Origin of the sequence: Mesorhizobium sp. M0601 (assembly GCF_040320845.1) — a bacterium.
In the GTDB taxonomy this organism is placed as follows: Bacteria; Pseudomonadota; Alphaproteobacteria; order Rhizobiales; family Rhizobiaceae; genus Mesorhizobium.
In genome coordinates this window covers 107,151-124,450 of the sequence record NZ_JAMYQK010000006.1, presented here as the reverse complement: position 1 = coordinate 124,450, position 17,300 = coordinate 107,151, and the positions used below count along the sequence as shown (strand labels likewise).

General features: G+C 63.1%; 18 protein-coding genes and 3 pseudogenes. 10 read left to right on the top strand and 11 right to left on the bottom strand.

Annotation, left to right across the window (positions count from 1 at the left end; translation table 11 throughout):
• Both NKI41_RS08960 and NKI41_RS08955 read left to right on the top strand, forming a co-directional pair.
• Nucleotides 1-2,265, top strand: coding sequence for a xanthine dehydrogenase family protein molybdopterin-binding subunit (locus NKI41_RS08960; RefSeq protein ID WP_352682654.1), 2,265 nt, complete (start codon nt 1-3; stop codon nt 2,263-2,265).
• Nucleotides 2,265-2,510, top strand: a complete 246-nt coding sequence (locus tag NKI41_RS08955; protein WP_023675441.1) for a MoaD/ThiS family protein — start codon at nt 2,265-2,267, stop codon at nt 2,508-2,510. The genes NKI41_RS08960 and NKI41_RS08955 overlap by 1 nt, the downstream gene beginning before the upstream one ends.
• An 85-nt stretch (nt 2,511-2,595) precedes the next feature.
• On the opposite strand, the gene NKI41_RS08950 is transcribed toward NKI41_RS08955, so the two are convergent.
• A complete protein-coding gene (locus NKI41_RS08950; RefSeq protein ID WP_352682548.1) occupies nt 2,596-3,048 on the bottom strand; it encodes an Lrp/AsnC family transcriptional regulator in 453 nt (150 codons plus the stop codon).
• Between the two features lie 82 nt (nt 3,049-3,130).
• Complete coding sequence (locus NKI41_RS08945; RefSeq protein WP_352682546.1) at nt 3,131-3,586, bottom strand: hypothetical protein; 456 nt, start codon at nt 3,584-3,586, stop codon at nt 3,131-3,133.
• A gap of 51 nt (nt 3,587-3,637) precedes the next feature.
• Here NKI41_RS08945 and NKI41_RS08940 point away from each other — a divergent pair.
• A pseudogene (locus NKI41_RS08940) lies at nt 3,638-3,976 on the top strand (nucleoside recognition domain-containing protein); the annotation flags it as partial.
• 249 nt (nt 3,977-4,225) lie between these two features.
• Here the strand turns inward: NKI41_RS08940 and NKI41_RS08935 are convergent.
• Nucleotides 4,226-4,426, bottom strand: a pseudogene (locus tag NKI41_RS08935) (chloride channel protein); the annotation flags it as partial.
• Between the two features lie 202 nt (nt 4,427-4,628).
• Between NKI41_RS08935 and NKI41_RS08930 the strand changes: the two are divergent.
• Nucleotides 4,629-4,913, top strand: a complete 285-nt coding sequence (locus NKI41_RS08930; RefSeq protein ID WP_352612856.1) for an SCP2 sterol-binding domain-containing protein — start codon at nt 4,629-4,631, stop codon at nt 4,911-4,913.
• Nucleotides 4,914-5,199: 286 nt separating this feature from the next.
• On the opposite strand, the gene NKI41_RS08925 is transcribed toward NKI41_RS08930, so the two are convergent.
• Nucleotides 5,200-5,802: a GNAT family N-acetyltransferase gene (locus tag NKI41_RS08925; RefSeq protein WP_352682652.1), complete on the bottom strand. Its 603-nt coding sequence runs from the start codon at nt 5,800-5,802 to the stop codon at nt 5,200-5,202.
• A 208-nt stretch (nt 5,803-6,010) separates the two neighbouring features.
• Nucleotides 6,011-7,144, bottom strand: a complete 1,134-nt coding sequence (gene odc2 / locus NKI41_RS08920) for an ornithine/lysine decarboxylase (RefSeq protein ID WP_352612858.1) — start codon at nt 7,142-7,144, stop codon at nt 6,011-6,013.
• A gap of 563 nt (nt 7,145-7,707) precedes the next feature.
• On the opposite strand from odc2, the gene NKI41_RS08915 reads away from it, so the two are divergent.
• The 4 genes from NKI41_RS08915 (at nt 7,708) to NKI41_RS08900 (ending at nt 11,705) form a co-directional block, all read left to right on the top strand.
• Nucleotides 7,708-8,907, top strand: coding sequence for an amidase (locus NKI41_RS08915; protein ID WP_352682544.1), 1,200 nt, complete (start codon nt 7,708-7,710; stop codon nt 8,905-8,907).
• Nucleotide 8,908: 1 nt separating this feature from the next.
• A complete protein-coding gene (locus tag NKI41_RS08910) occupies nt 8,909-9,808 on the top strand; it encodes a LysR family transcriptional regulator (RefSeq protein ID WP_352469556.1) in 900 nt (299 codons plus the stop codon).
• 86 nt (nt 9,809-9,894) lie between these two features.
• Complete coding sequence (locus NKI41_RS08905; RefSeq protein WP_352469555.1) at nt 9,895-10,563, top strand: DUF1007 family protein; 669 nt, start codon at nt 9,895-9,897, stop codon at nt 10,561-10,563.
• The gene (locus NKI41_RS08900; RefSeq protein WP_352682650.1) at nt 10,560-11,705 is read left to right on the top strand and encodes a nickel/cobalt transporter; all 1,146 of its coding nucleotides are present in this window, start codon (nt 10,560-10,562) and stop codon (nt 11,703-11,705) included. Before NKI41_RS08905 ends, NKI41_RS08900 begins: the two co-directional genes overlap by 4 nt.
• 25 nt (nt 11,706-11,730) lie before the next feature.
• Here NKI41_RS08900 and denD read toward each other — a convergent pair whose 3' ends face one another.
• The 4 genes from denD to NKI41_RS08880 all read right to left on the bottom strand — a co-directional run bounded on the left by denD (nt 11,731) and on the right by NKI41_RS08880 (nt 14,762).
• On the bottom strand, nt 11,731-12,708 hold the full coding sequence (gene denD / locus NKI41_RS08895) for a D-erythronate dehydrogenase (RefSeq protein WP_352682541.1): 978 nt from the start codon (nt 12,706-12,708) through the stop codon (nt 11,731-11,733).
• Between the two features lies 1 nt (nt 12,709).
• A complete protein-coding gene (locus tag NKI41_RS08890; protein ID WP_352539338.1) occupies nt 12,710-12,916 on the bottom strand; it encodes a hypothetical protein in 207 nt (68 codons plus the stop codon).
• Nucleotides 12,917-12,978: 62 nt separating this feature from the next.
• A complete protein-coding gene (locus NKI41_RS08885) occupies nt 12,979-13,962 on the bottom strand; it encodes a cation diffusion facilitator family transporter (RefSeq protein ID WP_352682539.1) in 984 nt (327 codons plus the stop codon).
• Between the two features lie 113 nt (nt 13,963-14,075).
• Entirely contained in the window at nt 14,076-14,762 is a 687-nt protein-coding gene (locus tag NKI41_RS08880) for a GNAT family N-acetyltransferase (RefSeq protein ID WP_352469551.1), read from the bottom strand.
• A gap of 83 nt (nt 14,763-14,845) precedes the next feature.
• Between NKI41_RS08880 and NKI41_RS08875 the strand changes: the two genes are divergently transcribed.
• Complete coding sequence (locus NKI41_RS08875; protein WP_352488769.1) at nt 14,846-16,030, top strand: pyridoxal phosphate-dependent aminotransferase; 1,185 nt, start codon at nt 14,846-14,848, stop codon at nt 16,028-16,030.
• Nucleotides 16,031-16,052: 22 nt separating this feature from the next.
• Nucleotides 16,053-16,433 carry a YciI family protein gene (locus NKI41_RS08870; protein WP_254816974.1) on the top strand — a complete coding sequence of 127 codons (381 nt, stop codon included), beginning with the start codon at nt 16,053-16,055 and terminating at the stop codon, nt 16,431-16,433.
• Here NKI41_RS08870 and NKI41_RS08865 read toward each other — a convergent pair.
• Both NKI41_RS08865 and NKI41_RS08860 read right to left on the bottom strand, forming a co-directional pair.
• Nucleotides 16,430-16,737, bottom strand: a pseudogene (locus tag NKI41_RS08865) (transposase); the annotation flags it as partial. The gene NKI41_RS08870 and the pseudogene NKI41_RS08865 sit on opposite strands and share 4 nt — an antisense overlap.
• 25 nt (nt 16,738-16,762) lie before the next feature.
• The gene (locus NKI41_RS08860) at nt 16,763-17,215 is read right to left on the bottom strand and encodes a hypothetical protein (protein ID WP_352682537.1); all 453 of its coding nucleotides are present in this window, start codon (nt 17,213-17,215) and stop codon (nt 16,763-16,765) included.
• Nucleotides 17,216-17,300 lie beyond the last annotated feature (85 nt).

Below are 17,300 nucleotides of genomic sequence, written 5' to 3'. Positions count from 1 at the left end.
ATGAATTTCGATCCGCGTTACTCCGGACGCAATTTCACCTCTGTCGGCACGCGTCCCATCCGTCCCGACGGCGTCGACAAGGTGACGGGCCGCGCACGTTATGGCGCCGACTTCAACATGGCCGGGCAACTGGTCGGGCGCGTTCTCAGAAGCCCCCATGCGCATGCTACGATCAGGAAGATCGACACGTCGAAGGCGGAGAAGCTCGCCGGCGTCAAGGCCGTGATCACCGCGGCCGACCTGCCCGACCTCACCGACGGCGATGCCGCCATGTACGACATCCTCGACAACTGCATGGCGCGCAAGAAAGCGCTCTATGACGGCCATGCCGTGGCCGCGGTGGCTGCGGTCGATGCCCGCACGGCGAGGCAGGCACTGAAGCTGATCGAGGTCGACTATGAGGTGTTGCCGCATGTCACCGACGTCGACGAGGCGATGAAGCACTCCGCACCTCTGGTCAACGACGCCATCTTCACCGAGGGCCTCGAGCAAAAGCCCCGCAAGCCTTCCAATGTCACCAAGCGCACCCAGTACGGCCATGGCGACATCCACGTAGGTTTCGGCCAGGCCGACTTCGTCGTCGAGCGCTCCTTCAAGACCGAGCAGACGCACCAGGGTTATATCGAGCCGCATGCCTGCGTGGCCAATGTCAGCTCCGACGGCACCGCCGACCTGTGGGTCTGTACGCAAGGCCATTTTGTCTACCGCCAACACTGCGCCCAACTGCTTGGCATGGAAGCCTCGAAGCTGCGCGTCACCTCCTCGGAGATCGGCGGCGGTTTCGGCGGCAAGACCCATGTCTGGGCCGAGCCGGTGGCACTGGCGCTGTCACGCAAGGCCGGGCGGCCGGTCAAGCTGGTCATGACGCGCGACGAGGTGTTCCGCGCCTCCGGCCCGACCAGCGCCACCTCGATCGACGTTCGGATCGGCGCCCGCAAGGACGGCACCATCACGGCGGCCGAGGCGACGCTGCGCTATAGCTGCGGCCCCTATGCCGGCACGTGGGCCGAGATCGGCGCCATGACGGCCTTTGCCTGCTACAAGCTCGAGAACGTCAGGACGGTCGGCTACGAAGTGCTGGTCAACCGGCCCAAGACCGCGGCCTATCGCGCGCCGTCGGCTCCGATGGCGGCGTTTGCGGTGGAAAGTGCGGTCGACGAGCTGGCCAAGGAGATCGGCATGGACCCGGTCGAGTTCCGGATCAGAAACGCGGCGCAGGAAGGCACCAGATCGTCCTATGGACCGGTATATGGCCCGATCGGCATCGGGCCGACGCTGGAGGCGGTGAAGAATCATCCGCACATGAAGGCGCCGCTCGGCAAGAACCAGGGCCGCGGAATGGCCTGCGGCTTCTGGTTCAATTTCGGTGGCCAGACCTGCACCGACCTCAACATCGGCATGGACGGCTCGGTCTCGCTTGCCGTCGGCACGGTCGATGTGGGTGGTTCCCGCGCGTCGCTTTCGCTGGTCGCGGCGGAGGAGCTCGGCATTCCCTATGAGCAGGTCAAGGCGGTGGTCGCCGATACCTCCAGCCTCGGCTACAACGACATGACGGACGGCAGCCGCGGCACCTTCTCCTCCTCCATGGCGACGATCTCGGCCGCCCGCAACGCCATCAAGATCCTGCGAGAACGCGCCGCGCAGATGTGGGACATACCCGTCGACGACGTGGTCTGGGAAAAAGGTCACGCGATTGCCAAGGGCGAGAAATACGGCAACCTTGCAGCATTGTCGCTGAAGGAGATCGCAGCCGCGTCAGGGAAGACGGGGGGACCGATTGCAGGCCATAGCGAGCTCGTCGCCGACGGCGCCGGCGTCTCCTTCGCCACCCATATCTGCGATATCGAGGTCGATCCCGAGACCGGCTCCACCAGGGTGCTGCGCTATACCGTCGTTCAGGACGCCGGCAAGGCGGTGCATCCGACCTATGTCGAGGGGCAATACCAGGGCGGTGCCGCACAAGGCATCGGCTGGGCGCTCAACGAGGAGTATATCTACGGCAAGGACGGGCGGCTGCAGAACCCTGGCTTCCTCGATTACCGGATCCCGGTCTGCTCGGACCTGCCGATGATCGACACGCAGATCCTCGAGATCCCCAATCCCAACCATCCCTACGGGGTGCGCGGCGTCGGCGAGACCTCGATCGTGCCGCCGCTGGCGGCGATCGCCAATGCGGTGTCGAACGCCGCGGGCGTGCGCATGACCCATATCCCGATGTCGCCGCCGCGCATCCTGGCGGCGATCGAGGCGGAACGGGGAGGCTGATGGTCGAAGTAACGCTCTGGGGGTCGCTCGGCGCGATCGCCGGAGGCAAGAGCAAGGTCGAAATCGAGGCGAAGGATATTCGGGAGCTGTTCAGGAAACTGGCTGAGCAGTATCCCGGCCTCGAGCCCTACATCGATCGCGGCATCGCCGTCGCCATCGACGGGACGATCTACCGCGACACCTGGTCGAAGGAACTGCCGGAAGGGGCGGAGATTTTCCTGCTGCCGCGCCTTGCCGGGGGATGATTTGGGCTCGAGCTCAAGCCGCGCTCCGTGCGGCCAATGCTCGTTTATGAATTCGCGGCCTAGCAAGTCTATCGCAACCTAACATCTACAGTGGAATTGCGGTCACTTCTTTGGCCGTTCGGATCACGAACATCGTGTGGTACCGCGCGACGTTGCTTCGGTCTCGGAACAGTCGCTCGCACAGCGCATCGAACTCTTCCATATCCGTCAGGCGGAGCATGAGGACGGCGTCGGTTTCGCCGCTTACACTGTGGGCCTGAGTGACGGCCGGTTCCTGGGCGGCCAACTCGAGAAAGTCCCGCATATACTGCTCACCATGACGCTCCAGTTCGACGGTGACGATCGCCTTCAAGCCCCGGCCAGCCTTTGCCGGTGCGAGAAGCGCGACGACGCGGCTGATGACACCGCTTTTCTTCAGTCGTCGTATGCGGCGCAGGCAGCTCGAAGGGGAAAGCCCGATTAACCCCGCCAGTTTGGCGTTAGTTCGTGAGGCATCATCCTGGAGCAGGTTGAGAAGCCTTCTGTCGATCTTGTCCATGTCGGTCGCGCTCAGCGTCGGTGCGTTGCAATTTTATTGCACGGAATCGCAAACTTTGACCACAAATGCGAAGCGTCTCACGCTACTCAGATGGCTCCAGGGATGATGGAGCAGCATGATGGCAATTTGCGCCGCCTTCTATCGCAAGACATTGGAGACGCTTGAAATCTATTGGGAACTGGTTCGCGTGATCGTTCCGGTTGCGATTGCCACGCGGCTGCTGCAGGACCTTGGCGTCATCCAGGCGATTTCTCCGTTCTTCTCCCCGCTCATGTTGCAGGTGGGGTTGCCACCTGAACTCGCCTTTGCCTGGCTGACGGGATTGCTGGTCGGGATCTGGGGCGCGCTTGTGATCGTATTCACCTTGGTTCCGGTTTCGGCGCTCAGCACTGCCGACATGACGGTTCTTTCGGCTCTCTTGCTGTTTGCACATGCTATTCCGATCGAGCAACGGATCATTAAGAGGGCCGGGCCGAGCTTCCTGGTCACCGCGGCGCTTCGTATTGGCGGGGGTTTGGTCTTTGCTGTCCTTCTGCATCAGATATTCGCCGTGACCGGATGGCTGTCAGGACCGGTGAAGCCGGCGTGGATGCCGACAAATGAAAGCACCGACTGGGGCGGCTTTCTCCTGGGTACGCTCAAAACCCTGGGCATCATGCTCGTTGTTCTGCTTGCGCTGAGCTGGGTGATCGAGCTTCTCAAGATGTCGGGCATTTTGGAGTGGATGAACAGAGGGCTTGCACCGCTCTTTCGGCTCGCCGGCATCGAAAAGCAGACGGTACCTTTCGCCGCTGTTGGCCTGTTTCTCGGGATTTCCTATGGCGCAGGACTGCTGATCCGCGAGGCGCGCACGCCTAGCGCGGAGCCGCGTCAGATATTCCTTGCCTGCGTGTTCATGGGTTTTGCCCATAGCCTCATTGAGGATACGTTGGTCGTTGTCACACTTGGCGCCGATGTCACGAGCGTGCTTCTCGGTCGCCTAGCGTTTGCCGTGCTCGCGACCGCCGTGATCGCAAAAGTAATCAAGGCGGTTCCCGACGCTCTTTTCTTCAAGACACTCTTCCACAAGGAAGAAGACAGTCCGCGCAATCGGATTTCGGAGCCGGCGATTAGCGGGCCGTTGACGTGCCCTCCTTACGCAGCATGTGTGTCGCATCGCTATCGGGACAGGACGCGGCTACCCCTCGCCCGACAGATCGCGCCGCGCCTTGTCGAGTTCTTCGGCATAGCGCCGCATCAGGTGGCCTTCGGTCAGCAGACCGACCACCTCGCGGTCGGTGAAATCCTCGACCACCGCCAATTCCTCGGCGCCGGCGCGCTGGAAGGTCTCGGCCGCCGATTGCACGTTCATGCTCGGCACCAGCACAGCATCCCTGAATTTGGCGAAGAACAGCACCGGCAACCATGCCCGCGTGATGCTGCGGCGATAAAGCCCATCTTCACCTCGGGGAACTGCGTTGACGTAAACGTCAACCCGAAGCTATATGCGCCGGCGGCCGTGGCTGTAAAACCAGGCAAGCGGCTTCGGCCAGATCGAAGCGCCGGCGCGCGACAAACGCAAGCAGACGAGGAGAACCGCCATGAGCGTTCAGGAGATTGCCGACAACATCAGGTCGCGCGTGGCGAGTGCCGGGTTCGATCGCTCCGTGAAATTCGACACCGGCAGCGACGGCGTCATCGTCATCGACGGCGCCGATGTCTCGACCACCGATGCGCCGGCCGATTGCACCATAAAGCTGTCGCTCGACGATCTGGACTCGCTGATATCAGGCGACCTCAACCCGACCATGGCCTTCATGTCCGGCAAGATAAAGGTCGAAGGCGACATGAGCGTCGCCATGGCGCTCAACCAGCTGATCGGCTGATCGGCCAAGCAAAGCGCCAATGGTCGACCTCGGCGCCGCCCCTCATCGCCCTGCCGGGCACTTCTCCCCGTATAGTGACGGGGAGAAGGGGCTGGCCGCAACGTCGGCGCCCTTCTTGCAATGCTGGCGAGTGGCGAAATCGTCGATGAGAGCGCCCCTCTCCCCGTCACTATGCGGGGAGAGGATGCCGGCAGGCAGGTGAGGGGCAGCGCCGGCGTCCGGAACGGGCAATGGAGGCGAAACCGCCCTCCCACTCCGGCTCGGTCCTCTGAGCATCACGCCCCCTCTAGGCAGCGAGGGGCAGCCTCTGTGCCTTCAGCTTGCGCCCGGCCGGCTTCAGCGTGCCTTGCGCGCCGTCGAGCGCGCCGACGACCAGTTCCCGCGCCAGCAGGCGGTGCCGCTCGTAAGGCCCCGGCATGGCCAGCGAGCCGGTCTTTGCGGCCGAAAACCCGAAGCGCTCGTAATAGGGCGCGTCGCCGACCAGCAGGATCGCCGCATGGCCAAGCCGCTCGGCCTCAGTGACCGCATGGCGCATCAGCGCCGAGCCGATGCCGGCATTTTTCAGCGCCGGGTCGACCGCAAGCGGGCCGAGCAGCAGCGCTGCCTTGCCGCCCTCGCCCAGCACCACGTCCCACAGCCGCACCGTGCCGGCAACAGTGCCCGACGCGTCGCGCGCGACAAAGGCCAGGCCCTCCGAAGGCCGGCGGCCGCGCCGCAGCTTTTCCGACGACTTCTTCCGGCGCTTCGGCCCCATGGCGCGATCGAGCAAAGCCTCGCGCGCCGGGACGTCGGCGGCGGTTTCGGCGACGACCGCAATCTCCGCCCTCGAGGGGGAGATGTCGCCGAAGGCGACAGAGGGGGTTGTCGCGCGTGAAGCGCCGGCCTCCATCTGCGGCAGGAGGCCGAGTCCAGTCGAACCGACCCCCTCTGGCCGCTTCGCGGCCATCTCCCCCTCGAGGGGGGAGATTCCCACGCCTTCAACAATGAGATCTGCAATGTTCATTTCCGCGATCCTGCACAAGCGGATTGTTCCACAGGCGAGCCCGGGCGGGCGACAGGCGCCCACCGGGGATGATCTGAGCAACTCTTGCGAGCCCTCAGATCACGTAGGATCGGAGAGGCTCGAAGCCGTTGAAGGCGACCGAGGCGTAGGTCGTCGTGTAGGCGCCGGTGCCCTCGATCAGCACCTCGTCGCCGATGGTCAGCGACAGGGGCAGCGGGTACGGCGTCTTTTCGTACATCACGTCGGCCGAATCGCAGGTCGGGCCGGCGAGCACGCAAGGCGCGGTCTCGCTGCCGTCATGCGCGGTGACGATCGGGTAGCGGATCGCCTCGTCCATCGTCTCGGCGAGACCGCCGAACTTGCCGATGTCGAGGAACACCCAGCGCACATTGTCGTTATCGGCTTTCTTCGAGATCAGCACGACTTCCGACTTGATGACGCCGGCATTGCCGACCATGCCGCGGCCCGGCTCGATGATCGTCTCGGGGATCGCGTTGCCGAAATGCTTCCTGAGCGCCGAGAAGATCGCCTGGCCGTAGGCCTGCGCCACCGGCACATCCCTGAGATAGCGGGTCGGGAAGCCGCCGCCCATATTGACCATCTTCAGCACGATGCCTTCGTCGGCCAGCGTCGCGAACACCTTCTTGGCGTCGGCCAGCGCGCGGTCCCAGGCGGTCAGGTCGGTCTGCTGCGAGCCGACATGGAACGACACGCCATAAGCATCGAGACCGAGCGCCCTGGCATGGCGCAGCACGTCGACCGCCATCGCCGGCACACAGCCGAACTTGCGCGACAGCGGCCATTCGGCGCCCTCGCCGTCGGTCAGGACGCGGCAGAACACGCGGGCGCCGGGAGCGACGCGAGCGATCTTCTCGACCTCCTCGACGCAGTCCACCGCAAACAGCTTGATGCCGAGCTGGTAGGCGCGCTGGATGTCGCGCTCCTTCTTGATGGTGTTGCCGAAGGAGATGCGGTCCGCCGGCGCACCGGCGTCCATCGCCATCTCGACTTCGGCAACGGAAGCGGTGTCGAAGGACGAGCCCATCGCAGCAAGCAGGCGCAGGATTTCCGGCGCCGGATTTGCTTTCACCGCATAGTAGATTTTCGAATCGGGAAGCGCCTTCTCGAAGGCGCGGAAATTGTCGCGCACGACATCGAGGTCGACGACCAGGCACGGGCCGTTCGGACGTCGGGTGGCGAGAAAGTCAAGGATGCGCTGAGTAGCCATCGGGTCTCTCCATCAGCGCCTTGCGGCGCGCACAAAGGCTTGCGGACGCGGGCTCTCGACCTCGCGAACACGCGGTGGACAAAGGCGGGACGTCAAATCCATGGAACCAGCCGGTGGAGACCCCGGAACCATGAAGCGCCGTCTCGCGGCGGTGAACCTTGGCCTTGCCCGGCCTCGGTTCGCTTTGTCTGCCTTGGCTTGGATGGGAGACCCGTCCGCACTGCCGGCAATGAAGGTGTGCCTCTTCAGTAACCCCGGTCTTTGGACGACCGGCAGAACACCAGAAAGGCCCGCACCGTCGTTGCTTCAAGGTGTCCTCGGTTGGCGGTTGGCCGCTAAACCGACTGGAGGGGTTGGCTCCAGTTACCTTACCGATTACCCTCACCATTCGAGGATCGGCGGACACCCACAGGCACGTGCGACTTTGGGCAAGCGCGATATAAGATCGAAAGATTTCACAATCAATAAAAATCGTATGGCAGGTTGTAAAATTTGTGGCATCGAACAATGCTGCGGCAACCAGAAGAACAATGCTGCGGCAAGCACATCCGGATATCGAACGCATGACAGGCACTCGCGGCCCGCTGAACGCTTTTCTCGATCTTGATCAAGTCCCTGTTACCAATGCGCAATCCGGCCCGCTTGCCGGCTTGCGGCTTGCCGTAAAGGACATCTTCGACGTCGCCGGCTACCGCACCGGCTGCGGCAATCCGCAGAAATACCGGGACGCTTCACCGGCCATGGCGACCGCGCCGGCCGTCCAGGCGCTGCTTGATTCGGGCGCCCGCTTCGTCGGCAAGACGCAGACCGACGAGCTCGCATTTTCCCTGCTGGGGCTGAACGCGCATTTCCCGTCGCCCATCAACCCGGCAGCACCCGACCGCGTCACCGGCGGCTCGTCCTCCGGTTCTGCCGCGGCAGTCGCCGGCGGGCTGGCCGACATTGCAACCGGATCGGACACCGGCGGCTCGATCCGAGCGCCGGCAAGCTTCTGCGGCCTGATCGGCCTCAGGACGACGCATGGCCGTATCCCGCTCGACGGCGCCATGCCGCTGGCGCCTTCGCTGGACACATTCGGTTGGTTCGCAAGCGACATCGTCATCTACGAAAAGGTCGGCACGGTGCTGCTCGGCGACGATCCGCATTCCCATGAACTGAGACGCCCCGTCACTCTCGCTGCGCTGGACGGCCTCGTGCTCGGCCCGCACGAGGCCGACGAATATCGCGCCATGCTCCGCAGTGTCGCTTCGGTGCTGGGCGCACCGCGCAGCGTCGGCCCGCTGTCGCATTCGACCGACGATCTCTATTGGTGCTTCCGCAAGCTGCAAGGCTATGAAGCCTGGCAAAGTCACGGCGCCTGGATCGCCGGCGGCGACCGCATGCTGGGACCCGGTGTCAAGGAGCGTTTCGAGCACGGCGCGACAATCGACGCGGCAACCGCGCAATGTGAAACGGAACGTCGCGTTTCGTTTCGCCTCGAACTGGCCGGCCTGCTTGGCGACGACGGCGTTCTTGTGCTTCCGACCGCTCCTGGTGCCGCGCCGCTCAAGGCCGCGTCATTCGACGATTTGCAGACCTATCGCGAGCGGGCGCTGAGACTGCTCTGCCTTTCCGGCCTGTCCGGCTTTCCGCAAATCACGCTGCCGCTCGGCAAGACCGGCGGGGCGCCGTTCGGCCTTTCGCTGCTCGGTCCGAAGAACAGCGACCGGCAGCTGATTGCGCTGGCCGCCCGCATCCTTTCGGCCCACCAAGGAGGCGCATGACATGGATACGCTGACCCGCATGCGCGCCTTCATCGACGTGGTCGAGGCCGAAGGATTTTCGGCGGCGGCGCGCAAGATCGGCCGCTCGAAGGCGCTATTGTCGAAATATGTGCGCGAGCTGGAGGACGAGCTCGGCGCGCTGCTGCTCAACCGCACCACCAGGCAGTTTTCCCTGACCGAGGCCGGCCACACCTATTACCGGCGCGCCTCGGAGATCGTGCGCGAGGTCGACAGCCTTGCCGATGCGGTGCGCGAATCCTCCGGCGACGTGCGCGGCAGGATCAAGCTGTCGGCGCCGCGCACCTTTGCCGACGCGCCGATCGGCCAATCGCTGATCGACTTCGCCAAGCAGCATCCCGACATCGTGCTCGACATTCATCTCGACGACCGCTTCGTCGATCTGGTCGAAGAGGGTTTCGATCTGGCAGTGCGCATTTCGCGGCTGGAAAATTCCTCACTGATCGCCAGACGCCTGGCGCCATTTTCGGTACGGCTTTGCGCGTCTCCTGAACTGATCGCCAGGCACGGCATGCCGGTCAGGCCGCAAGACCTTGCCCGCGTGCCTTGCATCATCGACACCAATGGGCGCTGGCTCACCAACTGGCCGTTCAAAGGCGACAGCGGCGATACGGTGAGCGTTTCGGTTTCCGGCCCGATCGAGGTCAACAGCCCGATGGCGGCAAGGGCCGCTGCCGTGGCTGGATTGGGATTTTCCGTCCTGCCGGATTTCATCGCCGCGCCCGACATCGAAAGCGGCAAGCTGCTGACTGCGCTGGATGACCGCATTCTGCCCGGCGGCGGCATTTTTGCCGTCTATCCGCACCGGCGCTATCTGCCTGCAAAAGTTCGCGTTTTCGTCGACTTCCTGGTGCAGTGGTTCAAGACGCTGGACAACGCATGAGCTTTCAGCCGCGTTGCGGTCCCATTTTCGCCCGCTTTCTGGTAACTGTCGGCAATTCACCGAAGTCGATTGAATCGCGACCGAGAATGCACCTGAAACGGCAAGCAATCATGCTGGCTTCGGCCTTGACCGCGACGTTTGCCGCCGTCGGACCGGCTGAGGTGCATCCCCACGTCTTCGCCGAAGCCCGCCTCGAAGTGGTCCTCGGCCCGGATCACCAAACTGTGAAGGCATTGCGCCATGTCTGGCGCTTCGACGATTTATTTTCGAGCACGGTGATGATGGAGTTCGACAAGAATTCCGACCTGAAACTCGACGACAAGGAGCTGAAGGATGTCGCCGACACCGTCCATGCCTCGCTTGCCGAATTCAACTATTTCCAGCTCGTCACCGTCGACGGCAAGGACGTGGCAATGACCCCGCCGCCGCATTTGATGGCCAATTTCGACAATGACCAGTTGATCATCCTGTTTGAATCTGAACCGAAGGTACCGATCAAACTGAGCGGCAAGATAGATATCGGCGTCTACGACCCGACCTTCTACACCGCGATCGATTTCACCGAGGATGCCAATCTGCAGGTCGATGGGTTGCCGCCGACCTGCACCAGCAAGGTTGTCCGCCCGAACCCGGACGAGGCGATCGCCCAGAACCAGAAGACCCTGACCGAGGCCTTCTTCAATGATCCGACAGGCACCGACATGAGCAAGATCTTTGCCACCAAACTTGAACTGACCTGTCAGCCGGAAGGATAGATCCAGTGACCAAACCGTCCCTGCGTTTGGCATTCGGTCTTCTGGCCGTCGCCTTTGTGATGACGCACTTTCTCGGCTCCGCCCACGCCCAGAGTTCACTCGGCATCGGCACCAATGACGGCATGGCTCCAACCGCCACCGGCCCGTTCGCCCACATCCTGATGTGGATCAATCTGCGCCAGCAGGAATTCTATCATGCGCTTGCCGGCGCGATGAAGGCGATGCGCCAGGACGGCAGCAAGTTGTGGCTGCTCATCGGCCTGTCCTTTGCCTATGGCATTTTCCACGCCGCCGGCCCCGGTCACGGCAAGGCGGTGATCTCTTCCTACATGGTGGCCAATGAAGTGGCGCTCCGGCGCGGCATCATGCTGTCCTTCGTCTCGGCCCTGCTGCAGGCGCTGACCGCGATCGTGGTGATGCTGGTCGCCTATTTCTTGCTGCGCGGCACTGCTGTCTCGATGACAGACGCCGCATGGTTCCTCGAAATCATGAGCTATGTCTTCGTCACTCTGTTCGGCGCCTGGCTGCTGTGGCGCAAGGCCGGCCCGGCCATCCTTCGCGTGTTCGGCGCAAATCCGGGCTACAGCCTCTCGGCTGCCCATGCCGGCCATTCACATGCCGGCCATTCACATTCCGCGCATGCCCATGCGGCACATTCCCACGCGCTTGATGCGCATGACCACCACGATCATGCGCATGACCACGGCGCCCACGACCACGCCCATGCTGCGCACGATCACCACAGCCATGCGGCGGGCGAGGTCTGCGAGACCTGCGGGCACTCGCATGCGCCCGACCCGGCGCTGCTTTCCGGTGATCGCTTCGATTGGCGCACGGCCTGGTCGGCTGTCGCTGCCGTCGGCATCCGCCCCTGTTCCGGCGCGCTGATCGTGCTGAGCTTCGCCCTGCTGAACGGGCTATGGTTCGGCGGCATCCTGTCGGTGCTGGCCATGGCCCTCGGCACCGCAATCACCGTCTCGGCTCTGGCGACTCTTGCGGTGACCGCGAAGAACTGGGCGGTGTATTTCGCCGGCGACGGCCGCATGGGCAACCGCATCCATTCCTTCGTCGAGATCGGCGGCGCCGCCTTCGTCTTCCTGTTCGGCCTGCTGCTGCTTTCGGCCAGCCTGACTGGCGCCTGACCTCGTTGCGTCCGATCGGGGCGCTTTAACTAGGGATATTGCCGCCCAACTCGTCTTCGATATGGACGCGGATGATCTCGTCGAAGCTCGTTTCGGCGGCAAAGCCAAGCTCCCTCGAGCGCCGCGCCTCGAAGCGCGTCGGCCAGCCCTTGACGATCGCCCAGATCGTCTCGTCGGGCTCCTCGCGGATCAGTTTCACCGCCTTGGCGCCGGCGACCCGTTCCAGCGCTTCGATCTGTTCGCCGACGCTGACGGCGACGCCCGGCATCGTCAGGTTGCGGCGTGGGCCGACGGCGGTACCGTCGATCTGAGCCGCATGGATCAGGAAATTCACCGCCGAACGCGGGCTGGCGTGTGTGTGTATGACCGAGCGCGGCACCGGCAGGATCGCTTCATGGCCGCTCAGCGGCTCGCGGATGATACCGGAGAAGAACCCTGAGGCCGCCTTGTTCGGCTTTCCCGGCCTGACGCAGATGGTCGGCAGCCTGATACCGATGCCGTCGAAGAAACCGCGGCGCGTATAGTCGGCAAGCAGCGCCTCGCCGATCAGCTTCTGCGTGCCGTAGGAGGTCAGCGGCGTCGGGTGGAACTCGTCCGGAATGATGTCGGGAAACGGTGCGCCGAACACGGCGATCGACGAGGTGAAGACGACGCGTGGCGTATAGGCGGCCAAGCGGATGGCATCGAACAGCGCCCTGGTGCCGTCGAGATTGACGCGATAGCCGAGATCGAAATTGGCCTCCGCCTCACCCGACACCACGCCGGCGAGATGGAAGATCACGTCGGGGCGCGGCGCGACCAGATTTGCGGTCGCTCCCGGTGCGGCAAGGTCGCCGGTGTGGAGGGTAATGCTGACACCTTCGAGCACCGGCGCTTGCGGCGGCACGATATCGTGAAGATCGAGCGCGGCGATCTTGCGGCCGCCGAGCGTCCCGTCCTTGGCCAACCTGGCGATGAGTTTGCGGCCGACCATGCCTGCCGCGCCGGTAATCAGAATGCGCATGTCACTTTCCCTTTTTGCGCTGGCTGCGGCTACGCAGCCAGAACACAACGAAGATTGCCACCATGAAGATCGCCGCGACGACACCGGCAAGCACCGTCGAGACCCTGCCGACCGCCAGCATCACTGTTGGAAGATAATAGGCTGCGATGCCGAACAGCAGCAAAACCCAAGCGGCGCCGATTGCCGCATTGCGGGTGTCGCGGTCCATCACGCGGCGCCAGGGTGGCGAGAGTTCATGTCGATCGTTGCCAATGCCCAGAACTCCCGAAGTCAGTGATAATGGCCGCGGTGCGGTGCCGCATCATGCGCGTGATCGTGCTCGTCATCATGCTCATGGCTGTCGGCACATCGGCCGAATTCCGGTTCGACCGTGGCATGGGCTATGCCATGTTCCGCCGCAAGCCGCTTCTTGATCGCGCTGACCGCCATATGCGCGTCGACGCCGTCATTGAGGCAGGCATGCAACGTCGCCATGTTGCTGGAACCGTCGATCGACCAGACATGCATGTGATGCACCTCGCGCACGCCCTTGATTGTCGCCTCGATGTCCCTGGCGATCAGGTCGCGGTCGAGGCTTGCCGGCACGCCTTCGAGCAGGACGTGGGCGGCTTCGCGCATCAGCGACCAGGCCGTGGACAGGATCAGCAGCGCGACAAGCACCGACAGGATCGGATCGATGGGCGTCCAGCCCGTCGCCAGGATCACCAGCGCCGCCACGATCGCCGCGGCCGAGCCGAGCAGGTCGCCGAGCACATGCAGGATGGCGCCGCGCATGTTCAGGCTGCCGCGGTCGCCGCCATGCAGCACGAAGAAAGAGCCGATATTGATCGCAAGGCCGGCGATGGCAACGACCAGCATCGGCCCGCCGAGCACGGGCTCAGGCGTCAGCAAACGCCCCCAGGCCTCGTAGACGATCCACAGCGCAATGGCGAAGATGGCGATGCCGTTGGTATAGGCGACCAGTGTCTTGACCCGGCCGAAACCATAGGTGAGGCGCACGGTTGCCGGCCGGCCCGCGAGATGGAAGGCATACCAGGCAAGGCCGAGCGCAATGCAATCGGCAAGCATGTGGCCGGCATCCGCCAGCAGCGCCAGCGATCCCGTCAAGAGACCGCCAAGCGTTTCGACGACCATGAAGCCGGCGGTCAGGCAGGCCGCGATCAGCACGCGCTTCTTGTCGGTCGAGCCGTGCACATGCCCGGCACCGTGACTGTGGTCGTGGCCCTGCGAAGCGTGGTCGTGGGTATGCGCCATCTATAGCCCCTGCTAGAGCCTGATCCATCCCGGCAGACTCGGGATGGAGGCTCTGTCTTCTTGTTTGACCATGATCTTATCCGAAAACCGGCGTCCACTTTTCGGGATCATGGTCAGGCGCCGAACTCAGCGCGAAAATCCTCGAGCCGCCGCCTTTGCTGGCCATCGCTGTCGAAATTAGCCGGATCGAGCCACGCCTCATAGGCTCTGCGCAGATCTGGCCATTCCCTGTCGATGATCGAATACCACGCGGTATCGCGGTTTTCGCCCTTGACCACAAGATGCTGACGGAAAATGCCCTCGAACTTGAAGCCGAAACGTTCCGCCGCGCGCTTCGACGGCTCGTTGCGGTTGTTGCATTTCCATTCGTAGCGGCGGTAGCCAAGCTCGTCGAAGACGTACTTCATGAACAGGAACTGCGCTTCCGTCGCCGCCGGCTTTCGCGAGATCAGCGGACCCCAATATATGTTGCCGATCTCGATGACGCCGTAGGCGGCGTCGATGCGCATCAGCGTCTGGCGCCCGGCAACCTTGCCGCTGGCCTTGTCGATGACCGTGAAGAACAGCGGGTCCTCGCTGGCTTCTGCCTTGTCCAGCCACGGCTGGAAGGCGGCACGGCTCTCCGGCGGGTAGTCTGGCAGCCAGGCGAAGCGATCGCCGGCATCGGCCACCGACGAGGCCTCGAACAAACCGTCACCGTGTTTTTCGGCGTTAAGCGGCTCCAGCCTGACAGTTCGCCCCTCCAGCACCTTGCGTTCGGGCCGCGGGCGCGGTTGCCAATTCTTGAGATTTTCCGACACCGAAAACTCCAATCCGTTTGACTTTTGCGGGCGGACGCTCACAAAAACGCACGCTCGCTGAAAGAACCACACGGACGGGAAAAATGCTCCACACGATTTCGGCCTTCGACCGCCTCGGCGAGGAAAATGCGTTCGCAGTGCTGGCGCGTGCCACGGCACTTGCCCATCAGGGCCGCGACATTGTCAATCTCGGCATCGGCCAGCCCGACTTCAAGACGCCGCAGCACATCGTCGAGGCCGCGATCAAGGCGCTGCGCGACGGCCATCACGGCTATACGCCGGCCAACGGCCTGCTGGCGACGCGCGAAGCGGTGGTACGCCGCACGCTGGCCACCACCGGCGTCGAAGTCTCGCCGGAAGCGGTGATGATCCTGCCCGGCGGCAAGCCGACCATGTTCGCGGCCATCCTGATGTTCGGCGAGCCGGGCGCCGAAATTCTCTATCCCGATCCCGGCTTTCCGATCTACCGCTCGATGATCGAGTTCACCGGTGCTGCCCCCATCCCGGTGCCGATGCGCGAGGAGAACGGCTTTGCCTTTTCGGCTGCGGAGACCTTGGCGCTGATCACCCCGAAGACCAGGCTGCTGATCCTCAACTCGCCCGCCAATCCGACCGGCGGCGTCACGCCTCGCGCCGAGATCGAAAAGCTGGTCAGGGGGCTGCAAGCGCACCCGGACGTTGCCATCCTCTCCGACGAGATCTACGACGTGATGACCTATGACGGCGAGACGCACTGCTCGCTGCTCGCCTTCCCCGAAATCCGCGACCGGCTGATCGTGCTCAACGGCTGGTCGAAGACCTGGGCGATGACCGGTTGGCGCATGGGCTGGTCGATCTGGCCGAATGGCGACAAGGGCGCGCATCTCTACGACAAGGTGCGCAAGCTGGCGGTCAATTGCTGGTCCTGCGTCAACGCGCCGAGCCAGTATGCCGGCATAGCCGCCATCGACGGCCCGCAGGACGACGTCGACAAGATGATGCGCGCCTTCGACCGCCGCAGGAAGGTCGTGGTCGAGGGGTTGAATGCCTTGCCCGGCGTTTCCTGCATTACGCCGAAAGGCGCCTTCTATGCCTTCCCCAATGTTTCCAAGACCGGCTGGAAGGCCAAGAAGCTCGCCTCGGCGCTGCTCGAGGATGCCGGCGTGGCGCTGATCGGCGGCCCCGATTTCGGCATTCTCGGCGAAGGCTATGTCAGGCTGTCCTACGCCAATTCCGAGGAGAACATCCTGCGCGCGCTGGAGCGGATCGAGGCGTTCCTGGCGAAGTGAGGACGACGAAAGGAGACGCCAGATGTTCTATGCCATTCTTGCCTATCACGAGGAAGAAGCGATTACGGCACTGACGCCTGAGCAGGATGCGGCGCTGATGACCGATCTTCTCCAGATCAACGATCGGCTCTACCGGCAAGGCACCCTTGGGCCGGCGGCCCGGCTCGGCGCGACACAAGACGCCTGCACCTTGCGCGGGCCAGGCACCGGAATGGTTATCGACGGCCCCTTCGCCGAGACCAAGGAACAATTGCTGGGGCTCTATGTCGTCGACTGCGCCAACCGTGACGCCGCCATCGACATTGCGCGCGACCTTCGCCGCGTCAATCCGACCGCCGTCTACGAAATCCGCCCGATTTCGCTATATTTACCCGGCGTGCCGCTTCCGGTCACCCGGCCCTAGGACGTAGACTCATAGCTACGTGGCCAGATGCGGATTGCGACGAGTTTTAGGGCGGCAAGAAAGTTCTCAGCCAGCTTGTCGTAGCGCGTCGCGATGCGACTGAACTGTTTGGCTTTGTTGAAGAAGCGCTCGATCAGGTTACGGGCTTTGTATAGGAAGGGCTGAAGCAGATCGGGGCCTTGCGATGGGCTTTGGGCGGGATATTGGCCCAAGTGTTCTGGTCGGTGATGGCAGTGCGCAATGCGTTGGCATCGTAGCCCTTGTCGGCGAGCAGCATCGCACCTTCAGGCAAATCTTTGATCAAGTCCGCTGCGGAGGCAGACATTTGGCTATGAAAGTGCCGTCCAGACCACACTCTCAAGATCGGGAGAGTAGCGGGCGATGATAGCCTCTTGATCATTTTCCTGCGTAAGAATTATCTGCTTCCCAGTAGCGTCACCGAGCAATCGCATAAAGCGGTCAAGCTTCTCAACCTCGGTTTTTCCGCTGACTTGCCTTGGATCGAAGTCGAACTCAATTTCGACAGCGCTGAAGAAGTGACATGCAAGCTGGATTGGCCCGACGTAAAAAGACAGTAAGCTGCCTGTTTCGCTTTCCAGGGCCGCTTCGACGCCCAATGGCATCGACTCGATCTTGCCGGAGACACTGAAACTAGCAGGCGGGGTCCATTCGAGGAGGATGTCCCAGACGACCTGCCAATCTGCCTCAGACGTGTTCAGAACGTAGATGTCTCGCCAGGAGCCGTCCCAAGCGAAATCCGATGCTACCTGTTCCCAATTCATGCATGAACCATTCTCTATGACTGCAATTCAAGCATGACATGTGCCATGACCGCTTTCCACAAATCCCAAGCCCGCTTTCCACCTA

What these genes read in the sequence shown, in the direction of transcription:
- NKI41_RS08905 (WP_352469555.1), top strand. Translation starts at nt 9,895, where the DNA reads ATGCACCTGAAACGGCAAGCAATCATGCTGGCTTCGGCCTTGACCGCG.
- NKI41_RS08950 (WP_352682548.1), bottom strand. Translation starts at nt 3,048, where the DNA reads ATGGACAAGATCGACAGAAGGCTTCTCAACCTGCTCCAGGATGATGCC.
- NKI41_RS08955 (WP_023675441.1), top strand. Translation starts at nt 2,265, where the DNA reads ATGGTCGAAGTAACGCTCTGGGGGTCGCTCGGCGCGATCGCCGGAGGC.
- odc2 (WP_352612858.1), bottom strand. Translation starts at nt 7,144, where the DNA reads ATGGCTACTCAGCGCATCCTTGACTTTCTCGCCACCCGACGTCCGAAC.
- NKI41_RS08945 (WP_352682546.1), bottom strand. Translation starts at nt 3,586, where the DNA reads ATGCAGAAGGACAGCAAAGACCAAACCCCCGCCAATACGAAGCGCCGC.
- NKI41_RS08915 (WP_352682544.1), top strand. Translation starts at nt 7,708, where the DNA reads ATGACAGGCACTCGCGGCCCGCTGAACGCTTTTCTCGATCTTGATCAA.
- NKI41_RS08930 (WP_352612856.1), top strand. Translation starts at nt 4,629, where the DNA reads ATGAGCGTTCAGGAGATTGCCGACAACATCAGGTCGCGCGTGGCGAGT.
- NKI41_RS08925 (WP_352682652.1), bottom strand. Translation starts at nt 5,802, where the DNA reads ATGGAGGCCGGCGCTTCACGCGCGACAACCCCCTCTGTCGCCTTCGGC.
- NKI41_RS08960 (WP_352682654.1), top strand. Translation starts at nt 1, where the DNA reads ATGAATTTCGATCCGCGTTACTCCGGACGCAATTTCACCTCTGTCGGC.
- NKI41_RS08870 (WP_254816974.1), top strand. Translation starts at nt 16,053, where the DNA reads ATGTTCTATGCCATTCTTGCCTATCACGAGGAAGAAGCGATTACGGCA.
- NKI41_RS08890 (WP_352539338.1), bottom strand. Translation starts at nt 12,916, where the DNA reads ATGGACCGCGACACCCGCAATGCGGCAATCGGCGCCGCTTGGGTTTTG.
- NKI41_RS08875 (WP_352488769.1), top strand. Translation starts at nt 14,846, where the DNA reads ATGCTCCACACGATTTCGGCCTTCGACCGCCTCGGCGAGGAAAATGCG.
- NKI41_RS08860 (WP_352682537.1), bottom strand. Translation starts at nt 17,215, where the DNA reads ATGAATTGGGAACAGGTAGCATCGGATTTCGCTTGGGACGGCTCCTGG.
- denD (WP_352682541.1), bottom strand. Translation starts at nt 12,708, where the DNA reads ATGCGCATTCTGATTACCGGCGCGGCAGGCATGGTCGGCCGCAAACTC.
- NKI41_RS08885 (WP_352682539.1), bottom strand. Translation starts at nt 13,962, where the DNA reads ATGGCGCATACCCACGACCACGCTTCGCAGGGCCACGACCACAGTCAC.
- NKI41_RS08910 (WP_352469556.1), top strand. Translation starts at nt 8,909, where the DNA reads ATGGATACGCTGACCCGCATGCGCGCCTTCATCGACGTGGTCGAGGCC.